Raw genomic sequence first — 19,237 nt, forward strand, 5'->3', positions numbered from 1 at the left:
TGGCTGCGCCCGGATGAATCGGCTGCTTTCCCTCTTACTGATCTAGATCAAACCGACGTTGCACGTTCACGCAGAAATTGGGGTCAGCATTCGCACCATCGCCTTCGATGAGTGCAGAAACTCTCGTTTCGTGGAGACTCCCATGGCTACGCAGCTGCAAGGCACCCAACCGGTCGTCCCGCCGACTGCCACCCACCCCCTTGCAGGCAGTTTGCAAAAGGTGGAACCCAAGCGGCTGTCCTTGAGCCTGCTGATTGCCCTGGTGGTCGGTTCGATGATCGGCAGCGGCATTTTCAGCCTGCCGCAAAACATGGCGACCAGTGCCGGGGGCGGGGCGATTCTGATTGGCTGGCTGATCACCGGCGTCGGCATGCTGTCGCTGGCGCTGGTCTATCAGACCTTGTCCAACCGCCAACCGGCGCTGGACAACGGCGTGTTCGCCTACGCCCGCGCCTTGGGTGGCGAATACCTCAGTTTCAACTCAGCCTGGGGCTACTGGATCAGTGCCTGGATCGGCAACGTCAGCTACCTGGTGATTTTGTTCGCTGCGCTGAGTTATTTCTTCCCCCTGTTCGGTGAAGGCAATAACAAAGCTGCGATTGCCGGGGCGTCCGTGGTGCTGTGGTCATTGCACTGGATGATTCTGCGGGGCATGCACACGGCAGCGCGGGCCAACGCGTTGACGACGGTGGCCAAGATCGTGCCGTTGCTGCTGTTTATCGGTGTGGTGATAGCGGCTTTCCAGCGTGAAACCTTCAGTGTCGACTTCTGGGGGGCGCCCGCACTGGGCAGCACCCTCGATCAAGTCAAAAGCACCATGTTGGTGACTGTCTGGGTGTTCATCGGTATCGAGGGCGCCAATGTGTTCTCTGCCCGCGCAGCGGAGCGGGCCAATGTCGGCCGCGCCACGGTCATCGGCTTTGTCATTACCCTGTTGCTGTTGATTGCAGTGTCGTTACTCTCGCTGGGCATTCTCAGACAACCTGAACTGGCCGCACTGAAAAATCCTTCGATGGCCGGCGTGCTTCAGGCCGCAGCCGGGCCATGGGGCGCGGTGCTGATCAGCATTGGCTTGATCATTTCGGTGGGTGGCGCCCTGCTCGCCTGGACGCTGCTGGCGGCGGAATCGGTGTTCACACCGGCCAAGGAAAAGGTCATGCCGGGCGCGCTGGCCGTGGAAAACACCCAGGGTGTACCGGTCAATGCGCTGTGGATCACCAACGGCTGCATTCAACTGTTCCTGTTACTGACGCTGTACTCGAGCGCCAGTTACCTCGCGCTGATTTCCCTGGCCACCTCGATGATTCTGCTGCCGTACCTGTTCAGCGGGCTGTATGCGCTGAAGCTGACCTGGCAGGGCCAGAGCTATGCCGGCCACCGCGCACTGCAACTACGCGACATGGCTATCGCCTCGGTCGCCTCGCTGTATTGCCTGTGGCTGCTGTATGCCGCCGGGCCTAAATACATGTTGCTCAGCGCTTTGCTCTACGCCCCCGGTTCGTTGATTTACCTGGGCACCATGAAGGCTCGTCAGGGGCAACCGCTCAGCGGCCCGGAGACGGGACTGTTGATCATTATCTGGACGGCGGCAGCCTTCGCCGGCTGGATGCTGTGGTCCGGGACGCTGTCGTTGTAGGGGCAGCACCACAGGAAGCCGCCAGCGTCGAGGCCAGGTCGAGTTTCGCTCAGTTCCGCCAGCTCATCTTTGATTTTCTCGAACCTGGGTCGCTGTTCAAGGCGGCCATGGTTTGCCTAAGGATATCCGCACAACCCGCGCACGCATGCCGTTTAAGTTTCCCGACCCTGTAAGCCCTCGTTGTGTAGAGGGAATGAGTTGTCATCTGGAGAATCACTGCAATGACCACGGAAAAAGTTAAGTACGGCGTACATTCCGAAGCCGGAAAACTGCGCAAAGTCATGGTTTGCTCTCCCGGCCTGGCCCATCAGCGGCTGACCCCGAACAACTGCGACGAGCTTCTTTTCGATGATGTGCTGTGGGTCGCCCAAGCCAAGCGCGACCATTTCGACTTCGTCACCAAAATGCGCGAGCGCAATGTCGACGTACTGGAAATGCACAACCTGCTGACCGACATCGTCGCCATCCCTGAAGCCCTGAACTGGATCCTGGAGCGCAAGATCACCGCCAATTCAGTGGGCTTGGGCCTGGTCAACGAAGTCAGCTCGTGGCTGCGCAGCCTGGAGTCGCGCAAGATTGCCGAGTTCCTGATTGGCGGCGTGTCGGCGGATGATCTGCCGGACAGCTTCGGCGGCAAGACCATTCAGATGTTCCGCGATTTCCTCGGCCACTCGAGCTTCATTCTGCCGCCGTTACCCAACACCCAGTTCACCCGCGACACCACCTGCTGGATTTTCGGTGGCGTGACGCTGAATCCGATGCACTGGCCGGCGCGCCGTCAGGAAACGTTGCTGGCCAGCGCCATCTACAAATTCCACCCGGAGTTCACCAACGCTGACTTCCAGATCTGGTATGGCGATCCGGATCAGGAACACGGCAACGCCACACTCGAAGGCGGCGACGTGATGCCCATCGGTAACGGTGTTGTGTTGATCGGCATGGGCGAACGGTCCTCGCGCCAGGCTATCGGCCAGCTGGCGGTGAACCTGTTCAAGCACAACGTCGTAGAGCGCGTAATCGTCGCAGGCCTGCCGAAATCCCGCGCAGCGATGCACCTGGACACCGTGTTCAGCTTCTGCGACCGCGACCTGGTGACGATTTTTCCGGAAGTGGTCAGCCAGATCGTCGCCTTCACCCTGCGCCCTGACGACAGCAAACCGGGCGGTATCGACATTCGTCGCGAAGAAACCAACTTCCTCGACACCGTGGCCAAGGCGCTCAACCTGAAAACGTTGCGCGTGGTGGAAACCGGTGGCAACAGCTTCGCCGCCGAGCGCGAGCAGTGGGACGACGGCAACAACGTGGTGGCCGTGGAACCGGGCGTGGTGATCGGCTACGACCGCAACACCTACACCAATACGCTGCTGCGCAAGGCCGGTGTGGAAGTCATCACCATCAGCGCCGGCGAACTCGGTCGCGGGCGTGGTGGTGGCCATTGCATGACCTGCCCGATCATCCGCGATCCTATCGACTATTGATTCCTGTGCCCTGCTTCGCGCTCATCAAGCGGGGGGCAGGTGGATAACCCAAACTCAAGGAGATCCCATCATGGCCTTCAACATGCGCAACCGCAGCCTGCTCTCGCTGATGCACCACACGACTCGCGAGCTGCACTACCTGCTGGACTTGTCCCGTGACCTCAAACGCGCCAAGTACACCGGCACCGAGCGTCCACACCTGCAAGGCAAGAACATCGCGCTGATCTTCGAAAAAACCTCGACCCGCACCCGTTGCGCCTTCGAAGTCGCGGCCCACGACCAAGGCGCTCACGTCACCTACATCGACCCGGTGTCGTCGCAGATCGGCCACAAGGAAAGCATGAAGGACACCGCCCGCGTGCTGGGGCGGATGTTCGACGCCATTGAATACCGCGGCTTCGAACAGGAAATCGTCGAAGAGCTGGCCAAGTTCGCCGGCGTGCCGGTGTTCAACGGACTGACCGCTGAATTCCATCCGACGCAAATGATCGCCGACACCCTGACCATGCGTGAACACAGCGACAAGCCGCTGCACGACATCAGCTACGCTTACCTCGGCGACGCCCGCTACAACATGGGTAATTCGCTGCTGATGATCGGCGCCAAACTGGGCATGGACGTGCGCATCGCCGCACCGAAAGCCTTGTGGCCGCGCGCTGATTTCATTGCTCAATGCGAAGCCTTCGCCGAAGACAGTGGCGCACGCATCACCATCACCGAAGACCCGAAAGAAGCGGTCAAAGGCGTGGACTTCATCCACACCGACATCTGGGTGTCGATGGGTGAACCGGTGGAAGCGTGGGACGAGCGCATCGAGCAACTGATGCCGTATCAGGTCAACGCCTCCATGATGAAGGCTTCGGGCAACCCGCGCGTGAAATTCATGCACTGTTTGCCCGCGTTCCACAACAGCGAAACCAAGATCGGCAAAGACATTGCCGCGCGCTATCCGCACTTGGCCAATGGCGTTGAGGTGACTGAAGAGGTCTTCGAATCGCCGGCCAACATCGCCTTTGAGCAAGCGGAAAACCGCATGCACACCATCAAGGCGATTCTGGTGTCGGCGTTGGCAGATCTCTAACGGCCACCCTGGCTCCTTGTGGGAGCTGGCTTGCCAGCGATGGCCACACCTCGGTGTTTCAGAGACACCGCGGTGATGCCATCGCTGGCAAGCCAGCTCCCACAGGCCCGCTTTCTCTTCCAGAAGGACATGCACCATGCGTATCGTCGTTGCTTTGGGCGGTAACGCCCTGCTCCGCCGGGGTGAACCCATGACCGCGGACAACCAGCGCGCCAACATCCGGGTCGCCGCTGAGCAGATCGCAAAGATCCACCCTGGCAACCAACTGATCATCGCCCACGGCAATGGTCCACAAGTGGGCCTGCTGTCACTGCAAGCGGCGGCCTACACCTCGGTGTCCCCTTACCCGTTGGACGTGCTTGGCGCCGAAACCGACGGCATGATCGGCTACATCATCGAGCAGGAACTGGGCAACCTGCTGGACTTCGAAGTGCCGTTTGCCACGCTGCTGACTCAGGTCGAAGTCGACGCCAACGACCCGGCGTTCCAGCACCCGAGCAAACCCATCGGCCCGGTCTACACCAAGGCCGAAGCGGAAAAACTCGCCGCCGATAAAGGCTGGGCCATTGCCCCGGACGGCGACAAATACCGCCGTGTGGTCGCCAGTCCGATACCGAAACGTATCTTCGAAATCCGCCCGATAAAATGGTTGCTGGAAAAAGGCAGCATCGTGATTTGTGCCGGCGGTGGCGGCATTCCGACGGTGTACGGCGCCGATGGCAAACTCCAGGGTGTAGAAGCGGTGATCGACAAGGACCTGTGCTCGGCGCTGCTGGCCGAACAGCTGAACAGTGATCTGTTGGTGATCGCCACCGACGTCAACGCCGCTTTCATCGACTTCGGCAAACCCACCCAGAAAACTATCGCCCATGCTCATCCTGATGAACTGGAAAAACTCGCCTTCGCGGCCGGCTCCATGGGGCCAAAGGTGCAGGCAGCCTGCCAGTTCGCTCGCAACACCGGCAAAGTGGCAGCCATCGGGTCACTGGCCGACATTGAAGATATCGTCAACGGCGCAGCAGGCACTCAAATCAGTACAACCGAGGAAGGTATCCGCTTCCGTTGACATTGCTTTGGGGTACTGAAGGGCACCCGCTGATGAGGCTACTCTCGTCAGCGTAATGACCTTCAAGGCTGATCAATTTGGGTTAGTTCGACGCTGTCGCGATGTGCCAGCAGGTATTTGCTGCCGGTGACCGTGCCTGCTGCACCGAGAAATGTCATACGCATGACCGTCTCCTTGAACATTCATGGGAGCGCTATTGATCGCTCCTTTTGGCGCAAGAGCAGTTGATTTTTATCAACAGCGGGCGCGACCGAGTCATCGTTTCAGTCAAACCAAGGCAATGAATTGACGATCGTCAAGCTGCACGGGGCCCTGTTCAGTACGCTCTCGGCAGTACTGCCGATTAACCTGTCGATCCCGTGGTGATAGACCGTGCCCAGCACCACCATGTCGAATGCATTCTGTTGGGCGAAAAGTCCGATCACCTTGTGGGGAATGCCGGTCCGTAGATGTTGGCATTTTTTTTCGATGCCATAACGTTCGACAAGTACCTCAAAGGCCTCCTCCTGGGCATCGTTGACGGCGTCTCTCAAACTGTCATCCAGACTCAGTGTTGGCACACTCCTCGTTGCGTCGCCCATCACCGACCAGTTATTGACATTCAACACGTGCAAGGCAGCGCCACAGGAGGCCGCCAACGTTGAGGCCAGGTCGAGAATCCGGTCATTGAGCCCTTGGGTCAGCTCCTCCAGATGGGACAGATCGATGGTCGCTAGGATTTTCACCGGTTTGGGATTTTTAGCTTCAGTAACCAGATGCAAGGGGGCCGGACAGTTGCGCAGCAACAGCCAGTCCAGGGGCCGATGGAACGCGCGATCGAGTGCCGGTACATGCTGGGTGTCCTTGATCACCAGATCCGCATGGAAGTCATTGATGTACTCAAGCATATGCGCCGGGGTGGATTTGGCCCAGACCACCTCGGTGGTTACCTGCAACCCGGTGCATCGCTGAAACCGGGCTTGCTGCTCCAGCCAGTGTCGATGCACCTGCAAGTAGCCCTCCCGTGCCTGCGCCATCGCATCGTGATCAAACAGCCCGGCCACCGCCAGCGCTTGCACATAGTCGAACGCGACGATGTGCAACAAGGCTCCGGTGGAACAGGCCAGTGCGTGCGCCCGGTCAAACGCCGGCGTGCGGGTCATTTCGCTGGGGGCAATCAATAGAATACGTTTAAGTTTCAGCATCATAGACCTCGTCCCTGGAACGCGTTACCTGCCTGACTGCAAACCGGCTTCCTGTCCGGGACTTCTGGCCGTTGCCTGCGCCTGTTCCGCCTTCATGTCGGCTTATTCATGACTTTTCCCTTTGGTTTATCTCAACCGGAAAAGCTACAGTTCGTTGACCCAAGTATCTGACGTCATCGCCTGCACACTCTGATTTTTGTCAACTAATGGCCCGCTGGCGATTAGTGAGAAACTCACTGAAGCCTTGTTGATTTAGCTCAATGTCTTGGCGCCACTCAGGCGTAAAAAAAGAACCGGGCGCTGTGTCCCGTCAATGGCGGATTACTGGCGCTACGCTACCGCTACCGCCGGAGGTTCGCCATGCTGGCCGTCACGTTGATCAATACGCTGGTGGTCATCCTCGTCGTGGTGATCCACTACGAATGCCTGTTGCGCCTGAACGATTGGCTGCCGCGGCTCAAGCTTTGGAGTCGTTTCAGGATTGTCGTCGGGGTATTCGGCGCGCTGGTAGCTCATGCGCTCGAAGTCTGGTGCTTCGCACTGGTCTATTACCTAATGGTGCGTTCCGGCGAATGGGGCGGCCTGACAGGCAACTTCGATGGTTCGATGCTGGACTGTGTCTATTTTTCCTTCACTACCTATACGACGATCGGTTTCGGCGATATTTCACCCGTCGGTAAACTCAAGTACCTGACCGGCCTGCAGGCGTTGACCGGTCTGGTGCTCATTTCCTGGACGGCCTCGTTTCTATTTCTCGAAATGCAGAAATACTGGAAGAGCAAATAACACGCGCAGGTATACGCTTTGCCAAATCCATCTGTCGGTCTGGCATAAACAGTCTGTGTCTCTTCAGGCTCAGACCGCCAGGACGCTGCAAGGCACTTGATACAAAATATGCTCGGTCGTACTGCCCAACAGCTTGTCCAGCCCATGGGATTGGACTCTACCCATCACGATCACATCCACTTGATGCTCGTTAGCGAACTCGCTCAGCGCCGTGACGACAACCGTTGATACTGGCTCATGATCTGCCTCCAGTCAGGTGGGTATTCGATGTCGCGCGGCCCTGTCGGACCTCAGCGACCCGCCACTGGCGTCCATTGCCAGTTCAGTACCTCGGGCATGTCTTGCCCGTGTTCAATGAGGTAAAGCTTGTGTTTCTCCATGATCGACCAATAGCGCGACCGCGCGGTTTGTAACTGATCGTGCAGCCGGGGCACGCGCTCGATGACATCCAGCGCCAATTGATAGCGATCCAGATTGTTGATCACCGCCATGTCGAACGGTGTGGTGGTCGCGCCCTCCTCCTTGAAGCCACGAACGTGGAAATTCTCGTGATTGTTGCGTTTGTACAACAGTCGGTGGATCAGCGCAGGGTAGCCATGGAAGGCGAAGATCACTGGCTTGTCGACAGTAAACAATTCATCGAACGCACTGTCCGACAAGCCGTGGGGATGCTGGAACGACGGCTGCAGCACCATCAAGTCCACGACATTGACCACCCTCACCCGCAGATCCGGCACGTACTCGCGCAACAGGGTCACGGCGGCCAGGGTCTCCAGGGTCGGGACGTCACCGGCGCAGGCCATGACCACGTCCGGGTCTTGATCATCCCTGCACGCCCAGTCCCATCGACCAATGCCGGTCTGGCAATGACCGATGGCGGCATCGATATCCAGCCACTGCCATTCCGGTTGCTTGCCGGCGACGATGACATTGATGTAGTTGCGGCTTCTCAGGCAGTGGTCAGCCACCGACAACAGACAATTGGCATCGGGCGGCAGGTAAATTCGCGCCACGTCCGACTTTTTATTCGCCACCAGATCGATGAACCCCGGGTCCTGGTGAGAGAAACCGTTATGGTCCTGACGCCAGACGTGGGACGTCAGCAAAAAATTGAGCGAAGCAACGGGTTTGCGCCACGGCACCTCGGCGGCGGTTTTCAGCCATTTCGCATGCTGATTGACCATCGAATCGACGATATGGATGAACGCCTCGTAACAGGACAACACGCCATGACGGCCCGTCAGCAGATAGCCTTCGAGCCAACCCTCGCATACCTGTTCGCTGAGGATTTCCATCACCCGGCCGTCGGCGGCCAGGTTGAGATCATCGGGCTCCAGCGGTTCCATCCATGCCTTGGCACTGACCTCGTAGACCGCATCCAGTCGGTTCGAAGCGGTTTCATCCGGGCCGAACAGACGAAAGTTGCTCGCGCCCAGACTGTTTTTCATCACGTCGCGCAGAAACGAGCCCATGACTCGTGTGGCCTCCGCGCGCAAGCTGCCAGGCACTTCGAACTTCACGGCATAGTCGCTAAAACGCGGCAAATCCAGAGGTCGCAACTGCAGTCCACCGTTGGCATGGGGATTAGCGCTCATGCGCCGGTGCCCGGTGGGTGCCAGTGCAGCGATCTCCGGCAGCAAGGTGCCATTGGCATCAAACAGTTCACCGGGACGATAACTTTCGAGCCATTCCTCCAGTTGCCGCAGGTGAATCGGCTGCTGGAAGTCGGCCAGCGGCACTTGATGCGCGCGCCAGGTGCCTTCAACGCGATGGCCATCGACGAATTTCGGCCCGGTCCAGCCTTTGGGCGTGCGCAATATCAGCATTGGCCAAAGCGGTCGCTCTGGTGGTCCGGATGGCCCAGGCCGACGCGCCGCAAGCTGGATTTCACGAATTTTCAGCACCATCGTGTCCAGCGTTTGAGCCATCGCCTGATGCACCTGCACCGGGTCATCACCTTCGACGAAATACGGGTCGTAACCATAGCCATACATCAGGGCTGACAGTTCCTCCTCACTGATTCTGGACAGCACCGTGGGGTTGGCGATTTTGTAGCCGTTGAGGTGCAGGATCGGCAACACAGCCCCGTCACGTGCCGGGTTGAGGAATTTGTTGGAGTGCCAACTGGCGGCCAGCGTCCCCGTTTCGGCCTCACCGTCACCGATCACGCAGGCGACGATCAGGTCAGGATTGTCAAACGCGGCGCCATAGGCATGGGCCAGGCTATAGCCCAGTTCGCCGCCTTCATGGATCGACCCAGGAATCTGCGCCGAGACATGGCTGGAGATTCCGTAAGGCCATGAAAACTGCCGAAACAGGCGAACCAGACCGTTAGTGTTGCGTTCCACCGAGGGATAAAACTCGGTATACGTCCCTTCCAGATAAGTCTGCGCGACAACCGCTGGCCCACCATGACCGGGGCCGGCAACGAAGAGCATGTTCAGGTCGTACTGATTGATCAACCGATTGAGGTGGGTGTAGATCAGGTTCAGCCCCGGTGTCGTGCCCCAGTGCCCCAACAAGCGCGGCTTGATGTGCGCCAGGGCCAGCGGTTGCGCCAGCAGCGGGTTGTCCTTGAGGTAGATCTGCCCGACGGCCAGATAATTGGAGGCCCGCCAATAGGCATCCAGTCCCTCCAGTTGCTTGTCACTCAGAAAATCGTTCATGTACTTCTCCGCCAACGGCTCGACCTACCGATAGTCATTGGTGGATTCTGGGAGTCTGAAACGTCCAGGACTTGATTTACATCAAGTCTCGCCGTCGGTGATCACGTTGAATGGCGTGGGACTGCTCTGAACATCGGCCCGTAAGACGCGAGTTTTCCCCGTTCGTCGATTACCCCGGCGAACGCCCGAATGAGCTGCGCGCCCAAAGACTCACCATCTATGCTTAGCACACCCCCGGATGGCGTCCCTCCCATGCCTGAAACACGTCCCCTTCAAGTTCATTACCTCAAGGCCGCCTGTTCCAATTGCAGTGTGTTGGAGTTGTGCCTGCCGATTGGCTTGAGCGGCGCGGAAGTCGAGCGACTGGATACGCTGATCGTGCAACGCTTCAAGGTCAAAAAGGGTGCCGCGTTGTACCGCACGGGCGACCCGTTGCGTTCGCTTTACGCAGTCCGTATCGGCTCATTCAAGACCAGCATGTTGTCAGTCGATGGTCGTGAACAGGTCACGGGTTTTCACATACCCGGCGAGATGCTCGGTCTGGACGCCATCAGCGCCGATGAGCACGCCTGCAACGCGTTTGCCCTCGAGGACAGCGAAGTCTGCCCCATCCACTTCGTGCAACTGGAGAAACTCGCCCAAAACCTGCCGTCGCTGCAGCACAACCTTAACAGGCTCCTGAGTCGTGAAATCGTGCGTGATCACAGCATGTTGATGCTCATGGGCAATATGAACTCGGATGAGCGACTGGCGGCTTTTCTGCTGAACCTGTCGCAACGTTTCAGTATCCGCGGCTATTCATCCAGAGACTTCGTGCTGAAAATGCGTCGCGAAGAAATCGGCTCCTACCTGGGGCTGCGACTGGAAACCATCTGCCGGGGCATTGCGCACCTGCGGGATCAGGGACTGGTAGAAATATCGGGCCGAGACGTCAAAATCCAGAACATGGAAGGGCTCAAGCAGCTGGTCGCGGGCTGTCATCGCTCCCCACGCTGACATCCGCACGTCTGGAGGATTGTCATGCGTGCCATGTTGCACTGGACGATGCTAATCAGGCTTTCGCGTGCTCAGGGCCGGGCAGTTCAAGAGAGCGATCGTGCTCACCCCCTGATGTTCGACTTGACGACCAGAATGCTGCCCGGCACCGAGTACAACGCTCGCTCGGTATTACTGCCGATCAACCGGTCAATCCCCACTCGGTGCACCGTGCCCATCACCACCACATCGGCCAGGTATTGCTCGACAAACTCGCTAATCACCGGCACTGGCAGACCCATGACGAAATGCCGCCGCTCCGGCGGAACGCCGTAACGATCGGCCAGGGTGACAAACGCCAGGTGCAGGGATTCACGCAGTTCCTCAACGTAGTCCACGCTCCAGCCACCGCCGACCAGCGGCGCATCGCTATTGAAGGCCGGCGACAAGTCATAGGCGTAAAGCAGGTGCAGCGGCGCATCGCATTGCAAGGCCAGTGCGTTGGCGTTCTGAATGATGGTGTCGTTCAGATCGCCGATTTGTGTCGACGGATCAAACGGGTCCACCGCGGCGACGACCCGATGCGGCAAACCGTAACGGGCGTGATTGACCAAGTGCACGGGGATCGGGCATTCGCGCAGCAAGTGACAATCAATCGGCGTGATGAACACCCGCTTGAGTACAGGCTCCAAGGTGACATCCTTGATCAGCAAGTCAGGCTTGAGATCTTCGACCGCGTTCAATATATCCAGTAGCGGATGGGTCGTGAACACGACTTTGACGGTCACCTCCAGTCCCAGGCCGCTGAGCCGCTCGGCCTCTTCGACCTCCCAGCGGCGATAGCGGCGCAGATAGCGCTGATACCCTGCGTCGTCGATTTTCTCTTCCCACACATGCACGATCGGTGCGGGCTCGACAAAGGTCCGCACATCCAGCACAGCCCCACTCGCCTTGGCCAACGCGACGGCACGCAGCAGGGCGGGAGACTGATGCAGGGTTTGGTCGGCGATCAGCAACAAACGTTGATATAGACCCATCACACACCTCGACTCGACACCGGTCGTTAAACGCCGGAGGTTTCACCATGCGCTTGTTGCCCCCTCCCCCAGGTTGATTTACATCAAACACGCGTAAATGAATGCTCACGTTACGTCTCTCTGATCCAGATCAGATTCTGGCGGTGCCGGCGGCGTAGAAAGGAATGAACCGCGGGGCCCATCATCACGCGCCAATTTTTCAAACCCATGGAGGATTACCCCATGCTCACCGTCAAAGACCACAATGATCGTGCCGCTGCCGCCTACGCCGCGATCACCGGACAACACTGGATCGAAGCGCTCAAGGATGGTCGTCACGTGCTGATCCGGCCGCTGGCGGAAAAAGACCGCGAGCGTGAATACGCCTTTATCAAACGGCTGTCTCCCGAGTCCCGGCACATGCGTTTTCTTGCGCAGATCAACGAACCTGGCACCGCCATGCTTAACCAGTTGATGGACACCGATAACAAACAGCGCACAGCCTACATCGCGCTGGTCCACGAAAACGGCCAATTGATTGAGATCGGCGTCAGCCGCTACGCCGCCACGGGCGAGCATGAATGTGAATGCGCCGTGACAGTCGCCGATGAATGGAAACACCTGGGGCTGGGTACGTTACTGATGGAGCATCTGATCAAGGCCGCCCGCAGAAACGGTTTTCGGCAGATGTATTCGGTGGATGCCTCCAGCAATGCGCCGATGCGCGACCTGGCCAAGGCGCTGGGGTTCGAGACGCACAATGATCCCGATGACAGCCGTCAGGTCATCCATCGCCTTTACCTGTAAACAATCGCCCCGCGATGTGCCGGCCAACGGTGCATTGCGGGGCTGTCCACGTCTCAGGATTGCAACATCTCGCTTGGTTTGATCGCCAGTACACTGCAAGGCGCCCGGTGCAAGAGTTGTTCGGCTGTGGTCCCCAGCAGCTTGTTCAACCCCTTGTGCTGCACCGTTCCCATTACGATGACATCGGTGCGGTGGTCAACGGAAAATTCACAAATACTGGACACCGGTGCGCCCTCGATGAAGTGCCGACATTCCGATGGCACGCCGTGACGCTCTGCCAGGGCCGCAAACGCCCCGTGCTGAGCCACGCCCAACGCTTCATAAATTCCGACGGCCAGCGGCAGCGCACCAAATCCCATGTCCTGCGCATACACGGTCGTCCAGTCAAAGACATACAGCAGCTCAAGCCGGGCATCACATTGTTCAGCCAGTTTGGTCGCAGCGTCGATAATCTGGTCGTTGAACACGTGGTCCTGCTCTTCGCTGCGCAGCACATCGACGATGGCCAGCACGTTGCGGGGTCGTGGATTGAGGGCATTGGTCACCAGATGCACCGGCACCGGACAATCGCGCAGCAACTGCCAGTCCAGCGGCGTGAAAAACACCCGTCTCAACGCCGACTCTTCCTGGGCATCCTTGATGATCAGCACCAGTGGCATTTCGTTGACGAAGTGCAGAATCTCCTCGTAAGGATGCTGTACCCACACCACCTCACTGGTGACCTCGACGCCGTGTTGACTCAACAACGCGGCTTGCTCCGCGAGCCATTGTCGATGGGTTTGTAAATAACCGTCCCGTGCCAGGCTCATCTGCTCATGGGCGAACAGGCCAGCCACCGCCAGAGCCTGCAAATAGTCGAACGCCACGATGTGCAACGGTAATTGCATAACGAGTGCCAACGCGGCGGCACGGTCGAACGCCGGCGTGCGGGTCATGGCTGAGGGGGCTATTAACAGTAAACGCGGAGTCTGCGACATGGGACACCTCGGCACGCGGCCATCTGGATGGAGTGAGTAGAACTCCAGATTGAGCGTTGCCGCCAGAGGCGACTTGACCTTTATCAGCAACGACGCTCGGTTTAACGTTAATGAAGACAGATAAAGTTGATCTTGATCAACCGATCGCCTCCCCGGCCAGCGGCAAGATGAGCCTAAGGGTTCACTACCCAAAAGCACCGTTGCCATTGCGCACAGGCGTCGCTGGATTACCCACGGGAGATTTGTCATGTCTGAGCAATCACGTTTGATGCTGGTCGTCTCGCCCCTGATGGAAAACAGCCCCGCGTTCGACCGGGCCGCGGCGTTGGCCAAGGCTTCGGGTGCGGCATTGCATATTGTGGCGTTCGATTACCTGGAAGGACTGGCGACAGCCGGGATGGTCAACGAACAAGCGCTGGAGCAGATGCGACTCGGGTATGTCGAGCGCCATCGCCAATGGCTCGAAGAGCAGGCCCGTCCCTTACGCAAAATCGGCGTGCACGTCACCACCGAAGTGGTCTGGGTGGAAAGACCCTTGCAGGAAATCCTCATTCACCTCAAAGAACAGCCGATGACCGCACTGATCAAAGCACTCGAATACGAGTCACTGCTGTCGCGCCTGATGTTCACACCGCTCGATATCCATCTACTGCGCGAATGCCCCGTGCCTTTGCATTTTGTCAGTCACGTGCAGCACGCCCTGCCACGCAAGATTGTCGCCGCAGTTGATCCTTTCCATCGCGATAGCCAATACGGAGGTTTCAACGACAGGATTTTGCGCGAGGCCTCAAAACTGGCGAGCACCTGTAATGCGACGCTCGATGTGATCTATGCCCATGACCTGTCATCCATCAGCACCGACGAATTCGGCTTCGAAAACGCTTCTGCATTTTTTTCCTCGGGTACTGCCAAGACGCTGTTCGATGCACAGGGCGATGCCTTCCGCGAGCTGGCCGAGCGCAACGGGATTCCGCCGGAGCGCCAGCACATGATCATGGGCAACCCGACCAAGGTTCTCTCCAGTTACGCGGATGCCTATGGCATCGACGTCATCGTCATGGGCCGGGTCGGCCATCGGGGCATAGGTCGATTGGTCGGCAGTACGGTGGAACATCTGCTGTACAAAATGCCCTGCAGCGTGTGGGTGGTTTCTCCAGAAGAACTGGCTGACTGAAAGACGCCCACGAATCAGAGAGAGGGAGGATGGGGTGTCAGCGCACCGCTGAACAATGCCGCCAACCTAATGCCTGCGAGCAGTGGGATTGGGTGGCGGCATCAACAGGATCACCTGATCGCGGCACCGGTACTGGCGGTTTCCATCAGTGACCGGCGCTTTGACCTCCATCGACGTGCAGGATTTCCCCAGTGACGAAGTTGGCGCTGTCCAGGTACAGCACCGCCCCGACAATGTCTTGCACCTCGCCCATGTGGCCGACCGGATGCAGGCTGCCCAGAGCGGCGTGGCTTTCCTCACCATGCATCGGGGTCTTGATGATGCCCGGCGATACAGCGTTAACGCGGATGCCGCGCTTGGCGTACTCGATCGCCAGGGATTTGGTCGCGGCGTTCATGCCGCCTTTGGTCAGCGACGCGAGCACCGATGGCACGCCATCGATGGCGTGATCGACCAGCGTTGTGGTGATACTGACCACATGTCCACCCTCACCTTGTTTCTCCATCTGGGCAATCGCCTGCTGCGACATGTGGAAGAAGCTGCCCATGTTGGTGGCCACGGTGTTCACGTAATCTTCGCGGGTATAGGCCGTGAACGGCTTGGCCAGGAAGATCCCGGCGTTGTTCACCAGAGTGTCAATACGCCCGAAACGCGCTACGCCTTCGCGGATGATTTTCTCGGCAGTCGCCGGATCGGCAATGTCACCTGCGACGGTCAGGATGTCCGGATCGGATGACGGTTTGATAGAGCGCGAAGTCGCAACCACTTGATAGCCGAGTTTACGAAAACCTTCGACGATCCCTGCGCCAAGACCCTGGGATGCGCCAGTAACCACGACGACTTTTTTTGAATGGCTCATGATAATTCCTCGATAGATTATGAAAGTAGTTTCAATGGAACAGTCGGGCCATCAGGCTGCCGCGGACTCGCGCGCCATTTGCCTGAGGACCTGTTCGTATTCCGCGACTGATTGTGATCCGGACACTAGATGACCACCGTTCATCACCATGGCCGGGACCGAGTTGATGCCGCGTTGCAGGTAAAAATCTTCCAGCTCTCTGATTTCCGTGGCGAACTCGCCGGTGTCCAGTATCTGCCGGGCGCGAGCGGCGCAAAGTCCCGCTTCACCGGCCAGGCGCACCAGGGTTTCAGGGTCGCTGGGGTTCTGGCCGTCGGTGAAATACGCCTTTAGCAGGATGTTCTTCAGCGCGATCTGTCGACCGTCTTGCGCCGCCCAGAACAACAGCCTGTGAGCATCGAAGGTGTTGTAGAAATGGCTGCGTTTTGCCAGGTCAAACTCAAAACCGATGGCCTTGCCGCGGGCGATCACGCTGTCATTACGCGAGGCAACTTCACCGGCACTGCGACCATATTTGCGCATCATGTGACTGACTGCGTGTTCACCCTCGGCCGGCATATCCGGATTGAGTTCGAAGGGTTTAAACGTCAGCTCGACGACAACTTCGCCGGCAAGATTGGCGATGGCCTGTTGCAAGGCCGTGGCGCCAAGCGCACACCAGGGGCACACGACATCCGACACAAAATCAACTCTGACGGGCTTCATGACGTGGGTTCCGCCAGCGACTTGCGGTACTCGGTGGTGGTTATTCCAGCGTAGCCCCAGTTATCGGTATCCACTTCCTCGATCACGATATGCGTCAGGTGCGGATCCTTGTTGAGCACGGTCTCCATGGTTTTGGTGATCTCGGCGATGACCTGAGCTTTCTGTTCTTTGGTAACGCCGTCGCGGGTAATACGAACACTGATGAAAGGCATGGGAGTGTCTCCAGTTCGCTCCCCATCGGCATGATGAGGCGGCAAGTGGAATGAACTGTAGAAGGTTGCCTGGAATGGATAAATGCGAGGCTGGGTACATCATTTGTGACGCGATGTAATGAATCGAGCGTAGCCAACCTTTGCAGGGCCATGGCTCAACGTTATGCTTTCGCGCACTTCGCCGATTACTCAGTGTGATTAATATGAAGCGCCATTTTGATGACCTGCAGCTTGGAAGCATCGAGCTATTCTGCCTCGCCTCGGAAACGGGCAGTTTTACGGCAGCTGCGCAGGTAGCCGGTGTTACGCCTGCGGCAGTAAGCCGCTCGATTTTACGTCTTGAAGAGCGCTTGGGATCACGCCTGTTCGTGAGAACCACGCGCAGCATCCGGATGACTGAACCGGGACGGGTGTTCTACGAACAGTGCCGACAAGCCCTGACTCAACTGGTGGAAGCGCAACAAGAAGTCATGGGCGCTCAATCGAAGCCTTCAGGACAGCTGCGCATCAGTCTTCCTACCACGTACGGGCACCACCGGATCTTGCCGCTTCTGCCGAAATTTCGAGCGCTTTATCCAGACGTCACCGTTGATATCCACTTGGGTAACCGAAATATCGACTTTGTGGCGGAGGGCTATGATCTGGCGATTCGGGTCCGGGCTCAACCGGACTCTAACCTGATTGCCCGCTTGCTCGAAGACGCAAAACTGGTGGTGGTCGCGACACCTGAATACCTGGCCAAGGCAGGCACGCCAACGACGCTGGATGACCTTGTCGCTCACGAGTGCATTCAATTTGAACTGCCCAGCAGCGGTCGACGCATCTCATGGCTGTTCAACGTCGAGGGCAAACAACGTGAGGTCTTCGCTGAGGGCGGATATTGCTGTTCGGATGATGTGCTGGGCGGCGTAACCCTGGCCAAACACAGTGCCGGTCTCTTCCAGACTTACCAATTCATTGTCGAGCGAGAACTGGCCGATGGGACCCTCGTCGAGGTGCTCCAACCCTACAATGGCCGCTCCAGGCCCTACACCCTTCTCTACCCCCATGGCCGCTACGTTCCTCAGCGGGTAAGAGCATTCGTCGACTTTCTGTTGCAGTATCGAACCGACTGGGCGGCGATCTGAGCGAGGGGGATTAGTCTGCGCTGCCCCTTGCGCACCGACCGGCTCATGGAAGAATCGAGCGGTGGCAGCTGTACGCAGGTTAGTCGACCGTGGAGACACGAAACCGGCGGATTCTGGCGTAAGCGTAGGCTGCGGCGCAAGGTTTTGTGGCTTTCATCTGGTAACTGCAATAGCCGTTAAACAAGCGCCAACAGGACATGTTTAACGAGCGACCTGCGCTTCCCATACTGACTGACTCAGCCTCAACCCGCTGGCACCGCCTCAGAGAAATGCCAGCGGTCATCCAGTACATTTTCATACGGCTTATACAGCCGAACCTTGTAGTTCCACCTCAGACAAGATTTGGTATTGACGGACAGCGGGGCAAATATTCCGGGGCTGGCCGAGGAAATGGAGCGAAGCGCTCTTTCCATTGAGCGTCACTTCGCAGGCGACAGCGATCAAACCGAGGGACTGCGCCCTTGTGAATCTCGCTGGCGAAATGATCGGCATTACACGCCGGCATTACGCAGTAAATCCCACGACGAGCAATTCATCTCACCACCGGCGCATGCTCGGCCATCAATTCCATGACCCAATCGATAAATACCCGCACCTTCGCGCTGACATGGCGATTCGGCGGGAATGCCAGGTACATCGGCATGGGCGCCATGTGCCAGTCCTCGAACAGCGGCAGCAGCTCGCCGCTGGCCAGGTGCGGTTTGGCCATGTATTCCGGTAGCCACAGCATGCCCAGACCCGCCAGGCCGGCGGCGAGGTATGCGTTGCCGTCGTCGACCGTCAGTTGCGGGCGGCCCTGAGCCTCGACGCGTTCCTCACCCCGTTGCATCGCGTAGGGCAAGGATTTGCCCGTACGAAACCAGAGGAAGCCAACAGTACTGTGCCTGCCTTCCTCCAGCTCACGGGGGTGCTCCGGCGTACCAAAGCGCTGCAGATAGCCGGGCGCGGCGTAGATGCCAAGCTTCAGATCGCCCACATGCTTTGCGATCAGGGATTGATCGGTGATCTCGCCGCCACGCACCACGCAGTCGACGTTTTCACCAATGATGTCGACCATGCGATCGCTCACGCCCAAGGTCAGCTGGATTTCCGGATAGCGTGCAAAGAACCCCGGCAAGGCGGGTATCAGCAGCATTCGCGCCAGCGGACTGGGTACATCCACCCGCAGCCGCCCGCGCGGGGTCATCGACGCGCTGGACAGGCTGGTCTCGGCGTCGTCCATATCGACCAGCAGCCGGATGACGCGCTCGTAGTAGGCCGCGCCATCAGCGGTGACGTTGACCTTGCGTGTGGTGCGGTTGAGCAGGCGCACCCGCAGCCGCGCTTCCAGTTGCTGAACGAGCTGCGTCACGGTGGTCTTGCTCATGTGCAGGGTGGCTGCCGCCTTGGTGAAGCTGCCGGTTTCCACCACTCGGGCAAAGGCCTGCATTGCATCGAACCGGTCCATTTCATGCCTCGCTCGGGTCTGGATAGTTTGGATTCTACAAA

The 19,237-nt window shown here is 58.4% G+C and carries 17 protein-coding genes and 1 pseudogene; 9 read left to right on the plus strand and 9 right to left on the minus strand.

Annotation, left to right across the window (positions count from 1 at the left end; genetic code table 11):
- The first annotated feature begins 142 nt into the window (after positions 1-142).
- The 4 genes from arcD to arcC all read left to right on the plus strand — a co-directional run bounded on the left by arcD (position 143) and on the right by arcC (position 5,261).
- Entirely contained in the window at positions 143-1,636 is a 1,494-nt protein-coding gene (gene arcD / locus GBC55_RS14490; protein ID WP_162438028.1) for an arginine-ornithine antiporter, read from the plus strand.
- Between the two features lie 221 nt (positions 1,637-1,857).
- The gene (gene arcA, locus GBC55_RS14495) at positions 1,858-3,114 is read left to right on the plus strand and encodes an arginine deiminase (RefSeq protein WP_162438029.1); all 1,257 of its coding nucleotides are present in this window, start codon (positions 1,858-1,860) and stop codon (positions 3,112-3,114) included.
- A gap of 70 nt (positions 3,115-3,184) precedes the next feature.
- The gene (locus GBC55_RS14500; RefSeq protein ID WP_162438030.1) at positions 3,185-4,195 is read left to right on the plus strand and encodes an ornithine carbamoyltransferase; all 1,011 of its coding nucleotides are present in this window, start codon (positions 3,185-3,187) and stop codon (positions 4,193-4,195) included.
- A gap of 136 nt (positions 4,196-4,331) precedes the next feature.
- Positions 4,332-5,261, plus strand: coding sequence for a carbamate kinase (arcC, locus tag GBC55_RS14505; protein WP_162438031.1), 930 nt, complete (start codon positions 4,332-4,334; stop codon positions 5,259-5,261).
- A 263-nt stretch (positions 5,262-5,524) separates the two neighbouring features.
- Here arcC and GBC55_RS14510 read toward each other — a convergent pair whose 3' ends face one another.
- Entirely contained in the window at positions 5,525-6,445 is a 921-nt protein-coding gene (locus GBC55_RS14510) for a universal stress protein (RefSeq protein WP_162438083.1), read from the minus strand.
- A 360-nt stretch (positions 6,446-6,805) separates the two neighbouring features.
- On the opposite strand from GBC55_RS14510, the gene GBC55_RS14515 reads away from it, so the two are divergent.
- Positions 6,806-7,231, plus strand: coding sequence for a potassium channel family protein (locus GBC55_RS14515; RefSeq protein ID WP_162438032.1), 426 nt, complete (start codon positions 6,806-6,808; stop codon positions 7,229-7,231).
- 69 nt (positions 7,232-7,300) lie between these two features.
- Here GBC55_RS14515 and GBC55_RS14520 read toward each other — a convergent pair.
- Together GBC55_RS14520 and GBC55_RS14525 are read right to left on the minus strand one after the other, a co-directional pair.
- A pseudogene (locus GBC55_RS14520) lies at positions 7,301-7,447 on the minus strand (universal stress protein); the annotation flags it as partial.
- 74 nt (positions 7,448-7,521) lie between these two features.
- Positions 7,522-9,897 carry a phosphoketolase family protein gene (locus GBC55_RS14525; RefSeq protein ID WP_162438033.1) on the minus strand — a complete coding sequence of 792 codons (2,376 nt, stop codon included), beginning with the start codon at positions 9,895-9,897 and terminating at the stop codon, positions 7,522-7,524.
- A gap of 252 nt (positions 9,898-10,149) precedes the next feature.
- Between GBC55_RS14525 and fnr the strand changes: the two genes are divergently transcribed.
- A complete protein-coding gene (gene fnr, locus GBC55_RS14530; RefSeq protein WP_162438034.1) occupies positions 10,150-10,893 on the plus strand; it encodes a fumarate/nitrate reduction transcriptional regulator Fnr in 744 nt (247 codons plus the stop codon).
- Positions 10,894-10,997: 104 nt separating this feature from the next.
- On the opposite strand, the gene GBC55_RS14535 is transcribed toward fnr, so the two are convergent.
- The gene (locus tag GBC55_RS14535; RefSeq protein WP_162438035.1) at positions 10,998-11,909 is read right to left on the minus strand and encodes a universal stress protein; all 912 of its coding nucleotides are present in this window, start codon (positions 11,907-11,909) and stop codon (positions 10,998-11,000) included.
- A 222-nt stretch (positions 11,910-12,131) separates the two neighbouring features.
- Here GBC55_RS14535 and GBC55_RS14540 point away from each other — a divergent pair, with 222 nt between their 5' ends.
- Positions 12,132-12,695, plus strand: a complete 564-nt coding sequence (locus GBC55_RS14540; RefSeq protein WP_162438036.1) for a GNAT family N-acetyltransferase — start codon at positions 12,132-12,134, stop codon at positions 12,693-12,695.
- 53 nt (positions 12,696-12,748) lie between these two features.
- On the opposite strand, the gene GBC55_RS14545 is transcribed toward GBC55_RS14540, so the two are convergent.
- Complete coding sequence (locus GBC55_RS14545; protein ID WP_162438037.1) at positions 12,749-13,672, minus strand: universal stress protein; 924 nt, start codon at positions 13,670-13,672, stop codon at positions 12,749-12,751.
- A gap of 247 nt (positions 13,673-13,919) precedes the next feature.
- Between GBC55_RS14545 and GBC55_RS14550 the strand changes: the two genes are divergently transcribed.
- Positions 13,920-14,846 (plus strand): universal stress protein, encoded by a 927-nt coding sequence (locus GBC55_RS14550; RefSeq protein WP_162438038.1) that lies wholly within the window; start codon positions 13,920-13,922, stop codon positions 14,844-14,846.
- A gap of 145 nt (positions 14,847-14,991) precedes the next feature.
- Here GBC55_RS14550 and GBC55_RS14555 read toward each other — a convergent pair whose 3' ends face one another.
- From GBC55_RS14555 to GBC55_RS14565, 3 genes are read right to left on the minus strand one after another with little or no spacing between them, the layout of a single operon-like run.
- On the minus strand, positions 14,992-15,705 hold the full coding sequence (locus GBC55_RS14555; protein ID WP_162438039.1) for an SDR family NAD(P)-dependent oxidoreductase: 714 nt from the start codon (positions 15,703-15,705) through the stop codon (positions 14,992-14,994).
- Between the two features lie 51 nt (positions 15,706-15,756).
- Positions 15,757-16,410 carry a DsbA family oxidoreductase gene (locus tag GBC55_RS14560; protein ID WP_162438040.1) on the minus strand — a complete coding sequence of 218 codons (654 nt, stop codon included), beginning with the start codon at positions 16,408-16,410 and terminating at the stop codon, positions 15,757-15,759.
- On the minus strand, positions 16,407-16,622 hold the full coding sequence (locus GBC55_RS14565; protein WP_162438041.1) for a 4-oxalocrotonate tautomerase family protein: 216 nt from the start codon (positions 16,620-16,622) through the stop codon (positions 16,407-16,409). Before GBC55_RS14565 ends, GBC55_RS14560 begins: the two co-directional genes overlap by 4 nt.
- Before the next feature lie 203 nt (positions 16,623-16,825).
- Between GBC55_RS14565 and GBC55_RS14570 the strand changes: the two genes are divergently transcribed.
- Entirely contained in the window at positions 16,826-17,749 is a 924-nt protein-coding gene (locus tag GBC55_RS14570) for a LysR family transcriptional regulator (protein ID WP_162438042.1), read from the plus strand.
- Between the two features lie 532 nt (positions 17,750-18,281).
- Here the strand turns inward: GBC55_RS14570 and GBC55_RS14575 are convergent.
- The gene (locus tag GBC55_RS14575) at positions 18,282-19,196 is read right to left on the minus strand and encodes a LysR family transcriptional regulator (protein WP_162438043.1); all 915 of its coding nucleotides are present in this window, start codon (positions 19,194-19,196) and stop codon (positions 18,282-18,284) included.
- Between the last annotated feature and the right edge of the window lie 41 nt (positions 19,197-19,237).

Source organism: Pseudomonas sp. TNT3 (assembly GCF_010095445.2).
Lineage (GTDB): Bacteria > Pseudomonadota > Gammaproteobacteria > Pseudomonadales > Pseudomonadaceae > Aquipseudomonas.